At 67.9% G+C, this 19,660-nt stretch carries 15 protein-coding genes; 14 read left to right on the top strand and 1 reads right to left on the bottom strand.

What is annotated here, in order from left to right; translation table 11 throughout:
• Nucleotides 1-289: 289 nt before the first annotated feature.
• From urtE to ASC92_RS06565, 14 genes are all read left to right on the top strand, one after another.
• Entirely contained in the window at nt 290-982 is a 693-nt protein-coding gene (urtE, locus tag ASC92_RS06630) for an urea ABC transporter ATP-binding subunit UrtE (protein ID WP_056512185.1), read from the top strand.
• Between the two features lie 110 nt (nt 983-1,092).
• Nucleotides 1,093-2,337, top strand: a complete 1,245-nt coding sequence (locus ASC92_RS06625; protein ID WP_082519505.1) for an MFS transporter — start codon at nt 1,093-1,095, stop codon at nt 2,335-2,337.
• A 128-nt stretch (nt 2,338-2,465) separates the two neighbouring features.
• Nucleotides 2,466-4,007: an alkaline phosphatase D family protein gene (locus ASC92_RS06620; protein WP_157608998.1), complete on the top strand. Its 1,542-nt coding sequence runs from the start codon at nt 2,466-2,468 to the stop codon at nt 4,005-4,007.
• 87 nt (nt 4,008-4,094) lie between these two features.
• Nucleotides 4,095-5,105, top strand: a complete 1,011-nt coding sequence (locus ASC92_RS06615) for an aldo/keto reductase (protein WP_056512177.1) — start codon at nt 4,095-4,097, stop codon at nt 5,103-5,105.
• A 219-nt stretch (nt 5,106-5,324) separates the two neighbouring features.
• Nucleotides 5,325-6,800 carry an efflux transporter outer membrane subunit gene (locus ASC92_RS06610; RefSeq protein WP_056512175.1) on the top strand — a complete coding sequence of 492 codons (1,476 nt, stop codon included), beginning with the start codon at nt 5,325-5,327 and terminating at the stop codon, nt 6,798-6,800.
• A gap of 4 nt (nt 6,801-6,804) precedes the next feature.
• Nucleotides 6,805-8,028, top strand: a complete 1,224-nt coding sequence (locus ASC92_RS06605) for an efflux RND transporter periplasmic adaptor subunit (RefSeq protein WP_056512172.1) — start codon at nt 6,805-6,807, stop codon at nt 8,026-8,028.
• On the top strand, nt 8,025-11,192 hold the full coding sequence (locus tag ASC92_RS06600; RefSeq protein WP_056512169.1) for an efflux RND transporter permease subunit: 3,168 nt from the start codon (nt 8,025-8,027) through the stop codon (nt 11,190-11,192). The genes ASC92_RS06605 and ASC92_RS06600 overlap by 4 nt, the downstream gene beginning before the upstream one ends.
• 40 nt (nt 11,193-11,232) lie before the next feature.
• Nucleotides 11,233-11,952 (top strand): heavy metal response regulator transcription factor, encoded by a 720-nt coding sequence (locus ASC92_RS06595; RefSeq protein ID WP_056512801.1) that lies wholly within the window; start codon nt 11,233-11,235, stop codon nt 11,950-11,952.
• Complete coding sequence (locus ASC92_RS06590; protein WP_056512166.1) at nt 11,949-13,343, top strand: heavy metal sensor histidine kinase; 1,395 nt, start codon at nt 11,949-11,951, stop codon at nt 13,341-13,343. Before ASC92_RS06595 ends, ASC92_RS06590 begins: the two co-directional genes overlap by 4 nt.
• 119 nt (nt 13,344-13,462) lie before the next feature.
• On the top strand, nt 13,463-14,401 hold the full coding sequence (locus ASC92_RS06585; RefSeq protein ID WP_056512163.1) for a DedA family protein/thiosulfate sulfurtransferase GlpE: 939 nt from the start codon (nt 13,463-13,465) through the stop codon (nt 14,399-14,401).
• A gap of 97 nt (nt 14,402-14,498) precedes the next feature.
• Entirely contained in the window at nt 14,499-15,719 is a 1,221-nt protein-coding gene (locus tag ASC92_RS06580; RefSeq protein ID WP_056512160.1) for an MFS transporter, read from the top strand.
• 44 nt (nt 15,720-15,763) lie between these two features.
• Nucleotides 15,764-17,152: a cache domain-containing protein gene (locus ASC92_RS06575; RefSeq protein WP_056512158.1), complete on the top strand. Its 1,389-nt coding sequence runs from the start codon at nt 15,764-15,766 to the stop codon at nt 17,150-17,152.
• Nucleotides 17,149-17,790 (top strand): response regulator transcription factor, encoded by a 642-nt coding sequence (locus ASC92_RS06570; protein WP_056512155.1) that lies wholly within the window; start codon nt 17,149-17,151, stop codon nt 17,788-17,790. The genes ASC92_RS06575 and ASC92_RS06570 overlap by 4 nt, the downstream gene beginning before the upstream one ends.
• A gap of 338 nt (nt 17,791-18,128) precedes the next feature.
• Nucleotides 18,129-18,377: a hypothetical protein gene (locus ASC92_RS06565; protein ID WP_056512154.1), complete on the top strand. Its 249-nt coding sequence runs from the start codon at nt 18,129-18,131 to the stop codon at nt 18,375-18,377.
• Nucleotides 18,378-18,476: 99 nt separating this feature from the next.
• On the opposite strand, the gene ASC92_RS06560 is transcribed toward ASC92_RS06565, so the two are convergent.
• Nucleotides 18,477-19,556, bottom strand: a complete 1,080-nt coding sequence (locus ASC92_RS06560) for a serine hydrolase domain-containing protein (RefSeq protein WP_162245705.1) — start codon at nt 19,554-19,556, stop codon at nt 18,477-18,479.
• Nucleotides 19,557-19,660 lie beyond the last annotated feature (104 nt).

The following is a 19,660-nucleotide window of genomic DNA, read 5'->3' as shown; positions in this document are numbered from 1 at the left end:
TTGTCCAGGGCTCGGCGACGGGAGCTGTCCCTTTGAGCGGCCGACGTCACCGGCCCTTCGGGCTTCCCTGCGCTGCTCGCGCCGGGCGGGGTCTCGCAGAACTCGCTTCGCTCAAACAGCTGCGAGCCCTGATCCGCGCCGCGTTCAGAACCGTCGTGTTTCCCCCTGACTTCCTCCCTCTCCCTCTGGGAGAGGGCAGGGGTGAGGGCAGCGGCATCAAAGCCACGACAGGCGCCCGGCATGCGGCACGGCGCCCCTCAGAAAAGACGAAGGAAGGCGCGTTCCAAAAATGCTGACAGTCAAGAACATCCACCAGTACTACGGCGGCTCCCACATCCTCAGGGACGTGAGCTTCGAGGCCACGCTGGGCAAGGTCACCGTGCTGCTCGGCCGCAACGGCGTAGGCAAGACAACATTGCTCAAGTCGTTGATGGGCCTCGTCCCCATCAAGAGCGGCAGCATCGAACTCGAAGGCAAACCGATCCACAAGGCCACGCCATACGACAGGGCCAGGGCCGGCATCGGCTTCGTCCCCCAGGGCCGCGAAATCTTCGCAAGACTCACGGTGGAAGAGAACCTGCGCATGGGCCTCGCCTACAAGAGCGGCAGCACGCCCATCCCGCAGGAACTGTTCGAGCTGTTCCCCGTCCTCAAGCAGATGATCAACAGACGAGGCGGCGACCTCTCGGGTGGCCAGCAGCAGCAGCTCGCCATCGCCCGTGCCCTCGCGCCCAAGCCCAAGCTCCTGATCCTCGACGAGCCCACCGAAGGCATCCAGCCCAGCATCATCAAGGACATCGGCCGCGTCATACGCATGCTGGCCGACCGCGGCGACATGGCCATCGTGCTGTGCGAGCAGTACTACGACTTCGCCCAGGAACTGGCCGACGACTACCTCGTGATGGAGCGCGGCGAAGTCATCGCACGCGGTCTCGGCAAGGACATGGAGGCGCAGGGCGTGCGCCAGCTCGTGGCGATCTGAACACGGGCGAGTACAGAGCCGTCGGCATTTCCGTATCGGCGGGGGTTCAGGGTTTACCCTAAAATCGGGCCTTGCCCGCTGCCGCCGGGCACCCTCCCAGGAGCCTGGCCTTGAACGCCTCCCCAACCGCGCCGGACAGCGCGGACACCGACATTTCCGTTTCTTCCCCTGCGCCGCCCGTCAACTTCCTGCGGGCCGTGCTCGCGCTCGGCGTCGGCGGCTTCGCCATCGGCACCGGCGAATTCGTCATCATGGGTCTGCTGCCCGAAGTGGCGAAGGACATCGACGTGAGCATCCCGCAGGCCGGCCACGTCATCAGCGCCTACGCGCTCGGCGTGGTCATCGGCGCTCCCGTGCTCGCGGTGCTCGCGGCCGGCTGGGGCCGCCGCGCGCTGCTGATCGCGCTCATGGCCGTGTTCGCGGCCGGCAACTTCGCCAGCGCCGCTGCTCCCAACTACCTGCTGCTGAACCTGCTGCGCTTTGCCACCGGCCTGCCGCACGGCACCTACTTCGGCGTGGCCGCGCTCGTGGCCGCCACGCTCGCGCCACCGGGGCGCCGCGCGCGGGCCGTGGGGCTCGTCATGCTGGGGCTCACCGGCGCCACGCTGGTCGGCGTGCCCATCGCGGCGTGGCTGGGCCAGTACTTCGGCTGGCGCGCGGCCTTCGTGTTCGTCGGCCTCATCGCGCTGGTGGCCATCGCGCTGCTTCGCCGCGACATTCCCGACATCGCGCCGCCGGCCGGTGCCAGCCCCTGGCGCGAACTGGGCGCGCTCAGGCGCAAGCAGGTGTGGTTCACGCTCGGCATTGCCGCCATCGGCTTCGGCGGCATGTTCTCGGTGTTCAGCTACATCAAGCCGACGCTGATCGAGGTGGCGGGCATGTCCATCGGCGGCGTGCCCTTCGTGCTCGCGCTGTTCGGCCTCGGCATGGTCGTGGGCAATCTCGTGGGCGCACGGCTGGCCGACAGATCGGTGATGCGCACCATCGGCGGCGTGATGGTCTACGCGGCGCTGGTGCTCGCCATGTTCACCTTCGCGGCCCACAACGTGGTGGCGGCGTCGATCAACGTGTTCCTCATCGGCACCACGGTGGCCATCGGCCCGGCGCTGCAAATCCGCCTGATGGACGTGGCCGGCGATGCGCAGACCCTCGCGGCCGCCCTCAACCACTCGGCCTTCAACATGGCCAACGCGCTCGGCGCGTGGCTCGGCGGCGTGGCCATTGCGGCGGGCCTGGGCTGGACCTCGACCGGCTGGGTCGGCGCGCTGCTGGCGCTGGCGGGGCTGGGCGTGTTCGGCTGGGCGGTGATGAGCGCGCGAGCCACTGCGCGGCGGCCCGCGGTCACCGCCTGTTGAGCTTTCCGCCGCGAAGCGACCTGCGAGGCATTCGCCAGCGGGGGCGGCGGTTGACAGCGGCGGGCAAAGCGAACGACATTGCCGGCGATGATTTCTATGGTCACCTCGGCGGGCGAATGAACGACAACATGCCGACGCTTTCGCGCAGGCGCCTGCTGCGCATCGGGCTGGCCGCCGCTTCGCTGGGCCATCCCTTCCTGAGGCTGAATGCGCAGCAAACGCCGCGCGACCCGTTCACGCTCGGTGTGGCCTCGGGCGTACCACGGCCCGATGGCATGGTGCTCTGGACGCGGCTCGCACCCGAGCCGCTGCAAGGAGGCGGCATGGGCGAGGCGCCGGTCGAGGTGCGATGGGAGGTGGCGGAAGACGAAGGCTTCCGGCGCATCGTGTCCAAGGGCTCGGCGACGGCAGCCGCCGAACTTGCCCACTCGGTGCACGTCGAGGTGCAGGGGCTCCGGCCCGGTCGCCCCTACTGGTACCGCTTCACCGCAGCCGGTGCGCACAGCCCCATCGGCCGCACGCGCACGGCACCCGCCGACACCGACGACGCCTCGCAGCCGCTGCGCTTCGCCTTTGCCTCCTGCCAGCAGTACGAGCAGGGCTACTACGCGGCCTACCGCGACATGGCCGCGCAGCCGCTCGATCTCGTGGTGCACCTCGGCGACTACATCTACGAAAGCTCCTGGGGCTCGCGCCACGTGCGGCGCCACGAGGGCGGCATTCCCACGCAGCTGGCCGGGTTTCGCGACCGCTACGCGCTCTACAAGACCGATCCGCACCTGCAGGCCGCGCACGCCGCCTTCCCCTGGCTCGTGACCTGGGACGACCACGAGGTGGCCAACGACTACGCGAACGACGTGTCGCCGCGCACCATCGACCCCGCGCAGTTCCTCGCGATCCGCGCGGCCGCCTACCAGGCCTGGTACGAGCACATGCCGGTGCCCGCCAGCATGCGCCCGCGCGGGCCCGACGCCACCATCTACGGCCGCCATCGCTTCGGCCGCATGCTCGACGTGCTGCTGACCGACGGGCGCCAGTACCGCTCGCACCACGCCTGTCTCGCGGGCCGCAGTGCGTTGCCGCTGGCCGACTGCCCCGCCCGGCTCGCACCCGAACGCAGCTTCTTCGGCGCAGCGCAGGAGGCCTGGCTCGCGCGCGAGCTTGCCGCGCCGCCAGCGCGTTGGACCGTGATCGCGCAACCCACGCTGCTCGCCGAGGCCGACCGCAAGCGCGGCCCCGAGCACGGCTACTGGATGGACGGCTGGGACGGCTACGCCGCCGCCCGCGCGCGCCTGCTCGATGGCTTGGCCGCGCACAAGGCGCGCGGCGGCAATGCACTCGTCGTCAGCGGCGACGTGCATGCCTTCTGGGCCGCCGACCTGCGGCGCGAACCGCAGGGCCCGGCGATCGCGACCGAATTCGTCGGCGGCGCCATCACCTCCGAAGGGCCGAGCGCCGCCAATGTGGCGAACATGCTCGCGAAGAACGAGCACCTGCGCTACGGCCGCGGCGACAAGCGCGGCTACGCGCTCGTGACGCTCGATGCACGCGGCTGCGAGGTCGAGTTCCGCGCGGTGGAAGACGAGAAGAACGCCGACTCGGCCGTGGCGCCCATGGCCCGCTTCTCGGTGGCCCAGGGGGCACCCGGCGTGCATCTCGAAACCACCTGAAATCTCCGCCGCCTGCAGGATCGCGTGGCCGTGCCTATGATGGCCGCCGCCATTCTTCATCCCTCTCTTTCCTCGGAGCGAGACCTCATGAGCCTTTCCACCATCCGTCTCGGCCGCACGGGCCTCACCGTGTCGCGGCTCGCCCTCGGCACCATGACCTTCGGCCTGCAGACCGACGAGACGGTGTCGCACCAGATCCTCGACAAGGCGGCCGAAGGCGGCATCAACTTCCTCGATACCGCCGACGTGTACCCGCTCGGCGGCACGGTCGAGACCACCGGCCGCACCGAGGAAATCATCGGCCGCTGGCTGCAGAAGCAGGGCCCCGCGGGCCGCCGCCGCTTCGTCGTCGCCACCAAGGCGGTCGGCAAGGTCGGGCCCAACAGCTGGGACCAGGGTGCTTCGCGCAAGCACCTGCTTGACGCTATCGACGCTTCGCTCAAGCGGCTGCAGACCGACCACGTCGACCTGTACCAGCTGCACAGCGACGACCGCGAGACGCCACTCGAAGAGAGCCTGGAGGCGCTCGACGTCATCGTGAGGTCGGGGCGTGCGCGCTACATCGGCGTGTCGAATTTCCTGGCGTATCGGCTGGCGCGTGCGTTGGGCAAGGCCGAGCTGCACAAGCTCACGCGCTACGTGTCGGTGCAGCCGCGCTACAGCCTGCTGTTCCGCGAGATCGAGCGCGAGCTGCTGCCGCTTGCGAGCGAAGAAGGCCTGGGCGTGATTCCCTACAACCCGCTGGCCGGCGGGCTGCTGACGGGCAAGTACAAGCCCGGCGCGAAGCCGGAGGAGAACACGCGCTTCACCCTCGGCACGGCCGGCGGCATGTACCAGGACCGCTACTGGAACGAGCGCAGCTTCAGCACCGTGACGCAGCTGCACAAGCTGGCGGACGAGGCCGGCGTGCCGCTGGCCACGCTGGCCGTGGCATGGGTGATGGCGAATCCGCTGATCACCGCACCGCTGCTGGGCGCGAGCCGGCCCGAGCAGCTCGACGCGACCATCGCGGCGGCCGAGTACAAGCTCGATTTGGACCTCAAGCAGAAGCTGGACGAACTGACTGCCGAGTACCGCAAGGGCGACGCCCCGCGCTGAACGTGTTGCCTTGCTCCTTCCCCTTCCGGGGGAAGGCTGGGATGGGGGCAGGCCTTCGCACAGGCGCCGTGCCGTTTCGAACGCCGCCGTGCCCCCACCCCAACCCTCCCCCGGGAGGGGAGGGAGCAAAGCCGGGGAGGGGAGCAAGACCGAATCTGTCAGAACTGTCAGTCAACCGACAGCGAGGGGTTCGATGGGGGTTCCTAGAGTGCCTTCATCATGGTTCTCCCAGACGCACCTCCTCGCGCGCGCGCGGCCATCGCGCTTGCCGCCTTGCTCCTCGCGGGCTGCGCCGTCGGCCCCGACTACGTCCGTCCTCGGATCGACGTGCCTGCCGCCTACAAGGAAACAGGTGGCCCCTGGAAGACCGCTGCCCCGCAGACCATCGACGCCGACCACCCCTGGTGGGACGCCTACGGCGACAGCACGCTCAGTGCATTGATCGCGCAGGCCAACGCGGCCAACCAGAACATCCGCGTCGCCGAAGCGCAGTACCGCGAGGCGCAGGCCATCACCGCGGCCGCGCGTGCCAACTTCTTCCCGACAGTCGGCCTCAGCACGGGTGCTTCGCGCGCGCAGACCAACAGCACCGGCACCGTCAAGCGCGCCACCACCGACACCCTGGGCCTGGCCGCAAGCTGGGAGCCCGACATCTGGGGCGCCGTGCGGCGTTCGGTCGAGGCGGGCAGCGCGAGCGAACAAGCCAGCGCCGACGACCTCGCGGGTGCGCGCCTGAGCATCCAGACCACGCTCGCGCAGGACTACCTGCAGGTGCGCGTGATCGACCTGCAGCGCGACCTGTACGGCAGCACCACCGCCGCCTACGCCAAGGCGCTCGAACTCACGCAGCACCAGTACGCCGCCGGCACCGTGCTGCGCTCCGACGTGGCGCTGGCGGAAAGCCAACTCAAGACCGCGCAGGCGCAGGCCATGGACCTCGAGGCCCAGCGCAGCCAGCTCGAACACGCCATCGCGGTGCTGACGGGGCAGGTGCCAGCGTCGTTCGTGTTGCCGCCGCTCGAACCATCGCCGCAGGCGCCCACGGCCGAATCGCTCTCGTCGGCCGCCCCGCTGCACCTGCAGCTGCCTGTCACGCCCACGGGCCTGCCTTCGGAGCTGCTCGAACGCCGCCCCGACATCGCCGGCGCCGAGCGCCGCGTGCAGGCTGCGAACGCCAATATCGGCGTGGCCAAGGCGGCCTATTTCCCGCAGATCGTGCTCAGCGCCAGCGGCGGCTTCAGCGCGGCCAGCATGGCCACGCTGTTCGACACGCCCAGCCGCGTGTGGTCGCTGGGCGCGGCGCTGGCGCAGACCGTGTTCGACGGCGGCCTGCGCAAGGCGCACAGCGACCAGGCCGTGGCCGCCTACGACGCATCGGTCGCGCAATACAAGCAGACCGTGCTCGGCGGCTTCCAGCAGGTGGAGGACAACCTTGCCACCCTGCGCGTGCTCGACAGCGAATCCGCCCTGCAGGCCGATGCCGTGCGCGCCGCGCAGCTCGCCGAGCGGCTGGCCTTGAGCCAGTACCGCGCCGGCACCACCACCTACCTCAGCGTGGTGACGGCGCAGGCACTCTCGCTCGCCAACCAGCGCACCGCCGCGCAAGTGCTGGGCCGCCAGCTGGCCGCCAGCGTCTCGCTGATCGCGGCGACGGGCGGCGGCTGGAGCGCCGCTGAAACGACTTCCGGGAATTGATGCCATGACGACCGCAGACACCTCCACGCACCCTCTGTTTCAACGCCGATCTACCTGGCTGGCGGCCGCCGTGGGCGTGCTCGTGCTCGGCGGCGGCGCCTGGGCGCTCATGCATCACGCGGCCAACGCCGCCAACCCCGAGGCACCGAAGACGCCGCCGGTGCAGGTGACCACCGCGCGCGTCAAGCAGCAGGACGTGCAGGTCTACCGCGGCGGCATCGGCACCGTCGCGTCGATGGCCACCGTCACCGTCAAGGCCCGCATCGACGGCCAGCTCGACAAGGTCGGCTTCGTCGAAGGGCAGGACGTGAAAGCCGGCCAGCTGCTTGCGCAGCTCGACCCGCGCACGCTGCAGGCGCAGCTCGCGCAGGCGCAGGCCACCAGGGCCAAGGACCAGGCCACGCTCGTCAATGCGCGCGCCGACCTCAAGCGCTACACCACGCTGCTGTCGCAGGACGCCGCCACGCAGCAGCAGGTCGACACGCAGAAGGCGCTCGTCAACCAGCTCGAAGCTTCCGTGCAGAACGACGCCGCCCAGGTGCAGTACGCCGAGGTTCAACTGAGCTTCACGCGCATCTCGTCGCCCATGAATGGACGGGTGGGCGCACGGCTGGTGGACCCGGGCAACATCGTTCACGCAGCCGATGCCAACGGCCTCGTCGTCATCAACCAGATCGACCCCATCGCCGTGCAGTTCACGCTGCCCGAGGACGCGGTGCAGGACATCAACCGCGTGCAGCAGCAAAGCGCGCAGCCGCTCTCGGTGGTTGCTTACGACCGCAGCGGCGCGCAGATGCTCGGCACCGGCAAGCTGATATTGCTGAACAACCAGATCGACACCACCAGCGGCACCGTGCAACTCAAGGGCAGCTTCGCCAATCCGCAGCACACGCTGTGGCCCGGCCAGTACGTCAACGTGCGGCTGCAGCTCGACCGCCGGCCCGACTCGCTGACCGTGCCCGCCGCCGCCGTGCAGCGCGGACAGGACAACACCTACGTCTGGGCGATCGATGCCGAGAACAAGGCCAGCAATGTGCCGGTGCACGTGGTGCAGATCGCCGACGGCATCGCGGTGATCGACAAGGGCCTGAGTGCCGACCAGCGCGTGGTGGTCGACGGCCAGTACAAGCTCAGGCCCGGCGTCGCCATCGTCGAGCCGCCGCCCGCGCAGCAGAAGGGCAAGGCCGCCACCGACGGCAAGAAGTCCGCCAGCGGGAGCCGCAATTGAGCATCTCCGCCGCCTTCATCAAGCGCCCCATCGGCACCACGCTGCTGGCGCTGGCCATCCTGCTGGTCGGCGCGGCGGTGTTTCCGCTGCTGCCGGTGGCGCCGCTGCCGCAGGTCGACTTTCCGACCATCCAGGTCTCGGCGAATCTGCCGGGCGCCAGTCCGGAGATCATGGCCTCCAACGTGGCACAGCCGCTGGAGCGGCAGTTCTCGCTGATCGCGGGCCTGTCGCAGATGACCTCGACCAGCGGCATCGGCTCCACGCAGATCACCTTGCAGTTCGACCTGAACCGCGCGATCGACGGCGCGGCGCTCGATGTGCAGGCCGCCATCACTGCCGCGACCGGCCAGCTGCCGGCCAACCTGCCGAGCCCGCCGACCTTTCGCAAGACCAACCCGGCGGACTCGCCGATCATGCTGCTCGCGGTGCACTCGGACACGCTGCCGCTGACCGAGACCAACGACTACGCGGACAACATCCTGGCGCAGCAGATCTCGCAGATCTCGGGCGTGGGCCTGGTCAACATCGGCGGCGCGCAAAAACCCGCCATCCGCATCCAGGCCGATCCGGCCAAGCTCGCGGCGCTCGGCATCAGTCTCGAAGACATCCGCGGGGTCATCGCCACCGTGTCGGTGAACGCGCCCAAGGGCACGATCGACGGCAAATCGCAGTCTTTCACGGTCTATACCAACGACCAACTGCTCAAGGCCGCACCGTGGAACGACGTGGTGCTCGCCTACAGGAACGGCGCGCCCGTGCGCGTGAAGGACATCGGCGTGGCGGTGGACGCACCGGAGAACAGCAAGGTCGCCGCCTGGACCTTCTCCGGCGCGGCGGCGCCCGACAGCGTGGGCAACGGCCGCGACATCCTGCTGGTGATCTTCAAGCAGCCGGGTGCCAACGTCATCGATACGGTCGACGCCATCAAGGCGGCCCTGCCGAGGCTGCGAGCGGCCATCCCGCCGACCGTGTCGGTGGACACGCTGGTCGACCGCACTCAGACGATCCGCGCGTCGGTCAAGGACGTGGAGTTCACGCTGCTGCTGACCATCGCACTGGTGGTGGCGGTGATCTTCGTGTTCCTGCGCAATGTGCCCGCCACGCTGATCCCCAGCGTGACCGTGCCGCTCGCGCTGCTCGGCACGGTGGCTGTGATGTACCTGCTGGGCTACAGCCTGGACAACCTGTCGCTCATGGCGCTGACCATCGCGGTCGGCTTCGTCGTCGACGACGCCATCGTGATGCTGGAGAACATCTACCGATACGTCGAGGAGGGCATGAATCCGATGGAGGCCGCCTACAAGGGGGCGGGCGAGATCGGCTTCACCATCATCTCGATCTCGGTATCGCTGGTGGCCGTGTTCATTCCGCTGCTGCTGATGGGCGGCATCGTCGGGCGGCTGTTCCGCGAGTTCGCGGTCACGGTGACGTTGACGATCGTGGTCTCGGTCCTCATCTCGCTGACGCTCACGCCGATGCTGTGCTCGCGCTTCCTGAAGGACGGGCATCAGACCAGGCACGGGCGGCTGTACCAGCTTTTCGAGCTTGGCTTCGAGAAGATGCTTGCCGGCTACAAGCGCGGACTCGACGTCGTCTTCAAGCATCAGTTCATCACGCTGATGGCCTTTTTCGCGACCCTGGCGGCGACCGTCGTGCTGTTCGTGCTGATCCCCAAGGGCTTCTTTCCGCAGCAGGACACGGGGTTCATCTTCGGCAATGCGCTGTCGACCCAGGATTCGTCCTTTGCATCGATGAACAAGCGCCAGGTGGAGTTTGCCGACATCATCCGCCAGGACCCGGACGTGACCGGCGTGGCGATGTTCGGCAACTCGTCGCAGTTCAATACCGGCAACTTCTTCATCGCGCTCAAGCCGAAGGACGAGGGCCGCACGCTGAGCGCCGACCAGATCATCGCGCGGCTGCGCCCCAAGCTCGCGAAGGTCGAAGGTGCGTCGCTGCTGATGCAGGCGGGGCAGGACATCAACGTGGGCGGGCGTCTTGCGCGCACGCAATACCAGTACACGCTGACCGACGCCAATCTCGACGAGCTCAACCAGTGGGCGCCGAAGCTGCTTGAACGCTTCGAGCAACTGCCGGAATTGACCGACGTGGCCAGCGACCTGCAGAACGCAGCAACCACCGCGAGCCTGACGATCGACCGCGACCGTGCGTCGAGCTTCGGCATCTCGCCGGCGCTGATTGACGCGACGATCTATGACGCCATCGGCCAACGCCAGGTCAGCCAGTACTTCACGCAGATCAACAGCTACCACGTGGTGCTGGAAGTCACGCCGAGACTGCAGGAAGACCCGAGCCTGTTCGACAAGCTCTACCTCACCTCGCCGATCACGGGCCAGCAGGTGCCGCTGTCGAGCTTCGTGAAGGTGGACACCAACAAGACCGCCTACCTGTCCATCAGCCACCAGAGCCAGTTCCCGGCAGTGACGCTTTCGTTCAACCTGGCGCCGGGCGTGGCGCTCGGCCAGGCGGTCGATGCCATCAACAAGGCGCAGGCGCAGATGGCGCTGCCGCAGGCGCTCAGCGGTTCGTTCCAGGGCACGGCCCAGGCGTTTCGCGCTTCGCTGAGTACGCAGCCCTACCTGATCGCCGCGGCGCTCGTGGCGGTCTACATCGTGCTGGGGCTGCTCTACGAGAGCTACATCCACCCGATCACGATTCTCTCGACGCTGCCGTCCGCGGGCGTGGGGGCGCTGTTGATCCTGATGGCGGGCGGCTATGACCTCACCGTCATCGCGCTGATCGGCATCATCCTGCTGATAGGTATCGTGAAGAAGAACGGGATCATGATGGTCGACTTCGCGCTCACCGCGGAGCGGGAGCAGGGCATGAAGCCGGAGGAGGCGATCTACCGCGCCTGCCTGCTGCGCTTTCGACCCATCATGATGACGACCATGTGCGCGCTGCTCTCCGGTCTGCCGCTGATGCTGAGCCACGGTTCGGGCTCCGAGCTGCGCCGGCCGCTGGGCTACGCCATGGTCGGCGGGCTGGTACTCTCGCAGGCGCTCACCTTGTTCACGACCCCGGTGGTCTACCTGTACCTCGACCGCGCCCACTACTGGTACATGCGCCGCAAGGAAGCACGCAAGGCCCGCAAGGCGGCGAAGGAAGGCAAGCCCCCGGTGCCCGTCGAAGCGCATGGGTGAGCACCGGCCGATACAGCAGCACGAGCGCAACGCCAACGCCATGAAGATTCTGATTGTCGAAGACGAACTGAGAACCGCGGACTACCTCTCCAAGGGGCTGACCGAGCAGGGCTGCGCGGTCGACACGGCGCACAACGGCATCGACGGCCAACACCTGGCGCTGACGCACGACTATGACGTGATCGTGCTCGACGTGATGCTGCCGGGGCAGGACGGCTTCTCGGTGCTGCGCGAGCTGCGCGCCGTGAAGCAGACGCCGGTCATCATGCTCACCGCGCGCGACCGCGTGGAGGACCGCATCAAGGGCCTGCACGAAGGCGCGGACGACTACCTCGTCAAGCCCTTCTCTTTCCTCGAGCTGCTGGCGCGGCTGCAGGCGCTGAACCGGCGCGGCCGCAAGCAGGAGCCGATGCAGCTGCGCATTGCCGACTTGCAGATCGATCTGCTGGCGCGCAAGGCTTCTCGTGGCAGTGGTGGCGGCAGCACGCGCATCGACCTCACGGCCAAGGAATTCGCGCTGCTGGCGGTGCTGGCGCGCCGGCAGGGCGAGATACTGTCGAAGACCGCCATCGCCGAGCTGGTGTGGGACATGAACTTCGACAGCAACACCAACGTGGTCGAAGTCGCCATCAAGCGGCTGCGCGACAAGATCGACGTGCCCTTCGCGCCGAAGCTGCTGCACACGATCCGCGGCATGGGCTACGTGATGGAAGTGCGCGACAGCGGGAACGCCGCCGAAGGGGAGGGCGCCGCGCCGTGAAGCGCTCGATCACCGCGCGGCTGGTGCTCATGTTCGCTGCGGCGGCGCTCGCGACCTTTGCGCTGATCGGTGCCGCGCTGCAGGGGGTGCTCTCGCGCGAGCTCGACCGCCACCAGTACGACGAGCTCAAGATCGGACTCACGAACATGCAGTACTCCATCGAGCGTGTCGGCACGGTGGACCGCTGGGCCCGCGTGCAGGCCAAGATGGACACCCTCACGCCCGAGGACGGCAGCGTGCGCTTCTGGGTGCTGTGCGACGACCCGCGCTTCCAGTACGGCAAGGGGCTGGCCGAAATCGAGCGCATGAGCCATGACGCCGACGGCCGCGGCAGCATCATCCTGCCGGGGCGCGACCAGCCGCTGCGCACGCTGTCGGTCCACATCGAGCCGCTGCTCGACCGTCCGGCCGTGCGGCTCATCGTGGGCAGCGACTCCGCTCCCTATGCCCACACGCGCCATGCCTTCCTCACCGCGCTGGTGGCGCTGGGGCTCGGCGCGGTGCTGGTGGTGGCGCTGGCCGGCTACTGGATTGCGCGTGTCGGGCTGCAGCCGCTCGAGCAGTTGTCGCGGGAGGCGCAATCGCTGCGGCCCAAGAAGCTGTCGCAGCGCCTGCAATCACAACAGCTGCCGGTCGAGCTCTCGGCGCTGGCCGAGGCCTTCAACGGCGCGCTGAGCCGGCTGGAAGAAGCCTACGGCCAGCTCGAAGCCTTCAACGCCGACGTGGCGCACGAGTTGCGCACGCCGCTGGCCAACCTCATCGGCAGCACGCAGGTCGCGCTGTCGCGCCAGCGCAGCGCGGGCGAGTTCCAGGAGGTGCTGCAGGCCAACCTCGAAGACCTGGAGCGGGTGCGCTCCATCGTCAACGACATGCTGTTCCTCGCGCGCGCCGACCGCGGCGAAGTGGCCACCGGGCTGGTGCTCACGCCGGTGGCGCAGGAGGTGCGCAAGACCATCGAGTTCTTCGAGTTCGTGCTCGACGAGACGCGCGCGCAAGTGGTCATCGAGGGCGACGTGCTGGCCGAGGCGCGGCTGGAAAGCGCGCTGTTCCGCCGTGCGATGTCGAACCTGCTGCAGAACGCGATCGAACATTCGAAGCCGGGGGCGCAGATCGCCGTCACGCTGCGCGAGGAGGCGGCCTCGACGTGGATCACCGTGTCGAACCCGGGCACGCCCATCGATGACCTGCATCTGCAGCATCTGTTCGACCGGTTCTATCGCGTCGACGAGGCGCGCAACGACGGGGGCGAGCACCACGGGCATGGCCTTGGGCTGGCCATCGCGAAGGCGGTGGCGAGCATGCATGGCGGGCAGGTTTGCGCCTCGAGCGATGGCGGCCTGAATACCTTCGGCTTCAGCGTATCGCGCGCCCCTGAAAAAACCACCGGCTGAAGCCGCCCGCCAATGGCCTGCGCCCGGTACGTTCTTGGGCCATGCCGGAGAATCGCTGCCGGCATGAATCGCACGCAACCCCCGCAACTTCCACCGGCATCCGGACCACAAGGGCAGCCATGGCACAGCTGATGTCGCTGCTCGTGCAGAACGCGATCCTGGTGGTGTTCGCCGCCAGCTTTGCCGCGCGCCTCGGGCTGCCCGTGCCGGCGGCGGCGGTGCTCGTGCTGACGGGCGCACTGCTGGCGGCGGGCGATGTCTCGGTGCCCGGCGTGGTGATGGCCGCGGTCATCGCCAACCTGCTTGGCGATGGGGCGTGGTTCTATGCCGGGCGGCGCTTCGGCTACCGCTTCATGCGCATGCTGTGCCGCATCTCGCTGTCGCCCGACACCTGCGTGCGGCGCGGCGAATCGCTCATTACCGATTGGGGCGGTCTCTCGCTGGTGGCCGCCAAGTTCGTGCCGGGCGTGTCGGTGGTGGCGCCGCCGATGGCGGGGGCGCTGGGCATGTCGGTGCGGCGCTTCATCGGCTTCGACGTGGGGGCGGCGCTGGTCTGGACGGTGCTGTTCCTCGGGCTGGGCTGGGTGTTCCGCAACCAGATCCAGGAAGTGCTGGCTGTGCTGGCGCAGGCCGGCGGCATCGCCACTGCGGCGGTGGCCGTTGTGCTGGTGGTGATCCTCGCGGTGCGCTACTGGCGGCGGCGCGCCTTCATGCGGCTCACGGGCATGCCGCGCATCTCGGTGGAAGAGTTGCACGAAATGCTGAGCGGCGAAGAACCGCCGCTGGTGATCGACGTGCGCGGCCAGGCCGGCGTGCAGGTCGATCCGCGCCGCATTCCGGGCGCGCAGTCGTACACGCTCAAGGCGCTGCAGCAGCGCGGCCTCGACCTGTCGCACGCGGCAGGGCGCGACGTGGTGCTGTATTGCAACTGCCCCAACGAGGTGTCGGCCGCGCAGGCCGCGCGCGTGCTGCTGGCACGCGGGGCGCGGCGGGCCCTGCCGCTGACGGGCGGGCTCGATGCGTGGGTGGCCTCGGGCAGGCCCACGAGCGTGGATTGACCGCAAGGCCTGCGCGCTGCAGGAATCGGCCTCCCGTGCTATGGTCCCCCGGCTTCGGGTTAACCCTTAAGGTTGCCCTCTCGAACCGGGACGCCTCATGTCTTCTTCCGCCTCCAGAGCTTCTGCTTCTCCAGCCGGTCTTACGCCCGCGCTCACACTGGTCTTCGCCATCGCCTGCGGCCTGTGCGTGGCCAACATCTACTACGCCCAGCCGCTGATCGGCCCCATCTCTGACACGCTGCAGCTGCACGCAGGGCTGGCCGGCCTGATCATGACTCTCACCCAGCTCGGCTACGGCGCCGGCCTGTTGCTGCTGGTGCCGTTGGCCGACGTGGTGGAGAACCGCCGGCTGATCGTCGGTGCGCTGGTCGGCGCAGTGATCGGGCTCGTGGGCATCGCGCTTTCCGGCTCCGCCATCACCTTCCTCGTGGCCTCGTTCGTGGTGGGTGCATGCGCGGTCGCGGCGCAGGTGCTGCTGCCCTTTGCCTCGCACCTCGCGCCCGAAGCCACGCGCGGCAAGGTGGTCGGCAACATCATGGCCGGCCTGCTGGGCGGGATCATGCTGGCGCGGCCCTTTGCCAGCGTGGTGGCGTCGGCGCTGGGCTGGCGCGCGGTGTTCTGGCTCTCGGCCGCGCTGATGGCCACGCTCATCGCCGTACTGTGGCGCGTGCTGCCGCAGCGCCGCCCGCATGCCTCGGTGGGCTACGCGCGCACCATGGCCTCGCTGCCCGGCATCGTGCTGAACACGCCGCTGCTGCGCCGGCGCGGCTTCTACCAGGGGATGATGTTCTCCGCCTTCCAGGCCTTCTGGACGGCCGTGCCGCTGGCGCTGGTGCACGAGTTCGGCATGGGGCAGCGCGGCATTGCGCTGTTCGCACTGGCCGGCGCCGCGGGCGCCTTGTTCGCGCCGGTTGCGGGCCGGCTGGCCGACCGGGGGCTGACGCGGCCGGCGACCGGCGTGGCCATCGTCGTCGCGCTGCTGTCCTTCGTGCTCGGCGCGGTCGCCATGCACTACCGCTCGGTGGCCGGGCTGGTCGCGGCGGGCATCCTGCTCGACGGGGCGGTGCAGTTGTGCCAGGTGCTCAACTTCCGCAGCCTGTTCATGCTGGCGCCGGAGCTGCGCGGGCGGCTCAACGGGCTGTTCATGACCTTCATCTTCATCTGCGCGGCGGTGGCCTCGGGCATTGCGGCGGCCGTGTATGCCTTCCACGGATGGAGCGGGCTGTGCCTGCTGGGCGGCGGGTATGTGCTGCTGGCATTGCTCTACTACGCGACCGAGTTCCGGCGCGCATCGATGCCGGCCGCAGTCGGCGGCTGACCCCGGCCGGGCGTGCCCAGGCGCGGTGGTAGCCTTGCCACCCGATGAATCTCCGCACCAAGATCGTTGCGCTCGCCGTGGCACCCTTGCTCGTCGCACTGGTGCTCGTGGCCCTCGCGGTGCGCCACCAGGAGCATGACCTCGCCCAGCGCGAGCGCGCCCTCATCGAGCGCAGCTACATGGCCCAGCGCCGCAGCGAGCTGCGCAGCTATGTCGAGCTGGCCGTGAGCAACCTGCGCCCGCTGTACGACTCCGGCCAGGACGACGAAGCCACCCGCAACGAGGCCCTGCGCCGCCTGGCCGCGCTCGACTACGGCGACGACGGCTACTTCTTCGTCTACGACCTGCAGGGCAACTCGCTCATGCACTCGCGCCAGCCCGAACTCGTCGGCAAGAACCTTTGGGAGCTGCGCGATTCGCGCGGCCGCTACACCATCCAGGAGCTGGTCAAGGGCGCGAAGGAAAACGGCGGCGGCTACATCGAATACGAGTGGCGCAAGCCGTCGAGCGCGCAGCTGGCGCCCAAGCTCGGCTACGTGACGGCGCTGCCGCGCTGGAACTGGATGGTCGGCACCGGCCTGTACCTCGACGACATCCAGTCGACCATGGACACCCTCGACCGGCAGATGAACGCCAACGTCACCGCCACGCTGCTGTGGATTGCCGGCATTGCCGCGCTGTGCCTCGGCGTGGTCAGCGCCGCCGGCCTGCTGCTGAACCTCAGCGAGCACCGCACCGCAGAAGCCAAGCTGCGCCTGCTCGCGCGGCGCGTGGTGCAGTCGCAGGAAGAAGAGCGCGGCCACCTCGCGCGCGAGCTGCACGACGGCACCAGCCAGACGCTGGTGTCGGCCAAGCTGCTGATCGAATCGGCCGTCGAATCGCTCGACCGCCAGCAGCACAGCACGCCGCCCGCGCTGGCCAAGGCGCTGCAGCGGCTCAACGATTCGCTGATCGAGGTGCGCCGCATCTCGCACCGGCTGCGCCCCGCCTTGCTCGACACACTGGGCCTGCCCGCCGCGCTGGCGCGGCTGGTCGACGAATTCAGGGAGGAGGGCGGCGTCGACGCGTCGATGATGGTCGGCGGCGAGTCTTTCGAGCTGCAGCCCGAAGTAAAGACCGCGCTCTTCCGCCTGACGCAGGAGGCGCTGACCAACGTGCGCAAGCACGCGCACGCGCAGCACGTGCACATTGCGCTGAACTTCGACGAAGAAGAAGGCGTGCGCCTGGAAGTGAGCGACGACGGCACCGGCTTCGACATTCAGGCCGTGCAGCTCGACCCGCGGCGCGGCATCGGCCTGCGCAACATGCGCGAGCGAATGGAGGCCATCGGCGGGCGGCTCACCATGAACTCCAACGCCGGGCGCACCTCCATCGAGGCCGAGGTGCCGGCTCGCAGCGCGAGGGCCGAAGCGCCCGCATCCACGGCAACATGACGGCGACAAAAACCATCCGGCTTTTTCTTGTCGACGACCACCCGCTGGTGCGCGACGGCCTGCGTGCCCGGCTCGGCTCCATGCCCAACCTGGAGATCGTCGGCGAGGCCGGCAGCGCGGCCGAAGCGCTCGCGCTGGTGGAAAGCGTGAAGCCCGACCTCATGCTGATGGACGTCGGCATGAAGGACATGAACGGCATCGAGCTCGCGGCCCTGCTGCTGCAACGCCAGGGCGCGCCGCACATCGTGATGCTCAGCATGTACGACAACCCCGAGTACGTGCAGAAGGCCCTGCAGGTGGGCGCGCGCGGCTATGTGCTGAAAGACGCGCCCGCGGCGGAGATCGTCGCGGCCATCGAGGCCGTGTCGGCCGGTGGCACATTCCTGAGCCCGGCCGTGTCGAAGAAGCTGTTTCGCACGCAGGAGCCGAGGCCGCTGCTCACGCCGCGCGAGAGCGAGATTCTTTCGGCGCTGGGGCGAGGGGAATCGAGCAAGCAGATTGCGCGTGACCTTGGCCTGAGCGTGCGCACTGTGGAGGCGCACCGGCAGAGCATCAAGCGGCGGCTGGGGATCGAAGGGCAGGCAGAGCTGATCAAGTACGCGGTGGAGCATGCGCGGGAGTTCGGGCAGGGCTCCTGAATCGCTTGCCTGCTTCGTTGACTGTCAGCGCTTTGTGTACCGGCGCTGCCGATTGGCGATTACTCGAAGGAATCGAGGAATCTTCAACAGAAGTTCTTTCTGCGCGAGGCTGGCCTTCTATACAGTGAATGCCCCTGTGGTCGAACGACCCACCAAGTGGGCATGGAGGGCACTACTTCTTTTTTTGAATTGAGGAATGAACCGCTTTGCCTCGCGGCGGGCTGTCGATGCGACATGCACCGATGCGAACGTGAGGCACAAAAGGCGACGGCCAAGGTGTTCGCGCACCTTGACCGTCTGACCAAGTGACGTGCATTACCTTGGAAAGGGCACACCAAATGGCTGAGCGAATTATGGCCCGCGACCGAAAGCGGGCGTCTGCGGACGCGACCACCACCACACCCGACGCGTCCGATCTTCTTGAGAACAAGCTGGAGCAGTTGAACTCACTGCTTTGGTGCTTCTACGGTGCTGGGGATGGATGGTTCCAGGATGCGGGGGAAGCGCATCGGGAGAATCTGCTTTGGATTGCTTCTGATCTGGCACGGGAGGCGGTGGCGTTGTATCAGGAGAGCGCAGGTGTGTGACGGGGCTCGGCACTGAAGGGGCTGTTGCGGCTGTTCGCGGAGGCAAGCCTCAGGGGCAGGTAAGCGCCCTTTGCAGAGATTGCGCGTTCGCGAAAGCGGTCAAACAGCGACCGCCACGATCTGTGCAACGACAGCCATTACGGCATTGTTCTGCGCGTTCAGATCGCGAGGATGCGGGTTGGTCGCCGTGGTCGTCACCGCAAGCCGAAGGGAAGGAACGACAACCGCGAATTGCGCGCCATAGCCCCAAGCCCAGGCGACCGGATGACCGCTCAGACTACCGGTGAACCAAAGATAGCCGTAGCCGGTCTTCTGCATGGGCGCCGCACTCCATGTGGTCGGCACATGAAAGCTCGTGCTGGTCCTGACCCAATCCTTCGGCACGATCTGCTTGTCGCCCCAACGGCCGTCGTTGGCAATCGACCATCCGATTTTCGCAAGATCTCGTGCCCGCAGGCGCAAGCCTCGGTAGCTCATGAAGTTTCCCGCTTTGTCGCGGGTGGCCTCGACCCTCTCAATTCCCAATGGGCGGAATAGATCGCGCTGCGCAAGTTGGTCTATGGACATGCCTTGTGCTTGGACAAGGATCGGGGACAGCAACGAAATCGCGGCGTCGTTGTAGACCCACCGCCTCACCTTTTGCGGATCGACTGGAAGCCCCAGGACAAAAGCGACGGGGTCCTCCGCCGTGTCCAAGGCGCGCTGATCAACTCGATAGTCATAGACCAGGCCCGACGTGTCGTTGAGGATTTGTTCGAGAGTAATCGAGAGCGCGGCTGCACCGGGCGCCTTTGATGCTGATGACGGCAGGAGCGTCGCTACAGTCTCTGAAAGGCCCTTGATCCGGCCCTGCTGAATCGCAATTCCCACGAGCATCGAGGCTACGCTCTTGGTGACGGAGTTCACTCCTTGGAGATCAGAGGCCGTCGCGCCGCCATAGTACTGCTCGCCTACGAGAGCTCCGTTCTTGACAACGAGAATGCTTCTAAGCGCCGTCACGGATCGGGCATCATCCAAAACTCTTTGAATAGCGGCCCGGTCAATACCGGCGTCTGCCCTTGGATCGGTCCAGTCGCCCGAGCTTTCGGCCGCGAAGCCTGAGGCAAGAGGCGACAGTGCACCAGCCACAAGTGCCAGCCCCCCAGAGACGAATTCGCGGCGCGATGCTTGTTTCCGCACGATCATCCTTTGTTGACGCGCCTCATCCCCCTCTGCTGGATGGGCGTGACTCGCTCAGGCGCCGAGCGAAAGCTATTGGCCGACAACTGTAGCCGAGGTGCGCC

This window comes from Variovorax sp. Root411 (assembly GCF_001425205.1).
In the GTDB taxonomy this organism is placed as follows: domain Bacteria; phylum Pseudomonadota; class Gammaproteobacteria; order Burkholderiales; family Burkholderiaceae_C; genus Variovorax.
Note: the sequence above shows the minus strand (reverse complement) of the source record. Positions and strands in the feature narration are given on the sequence as shown.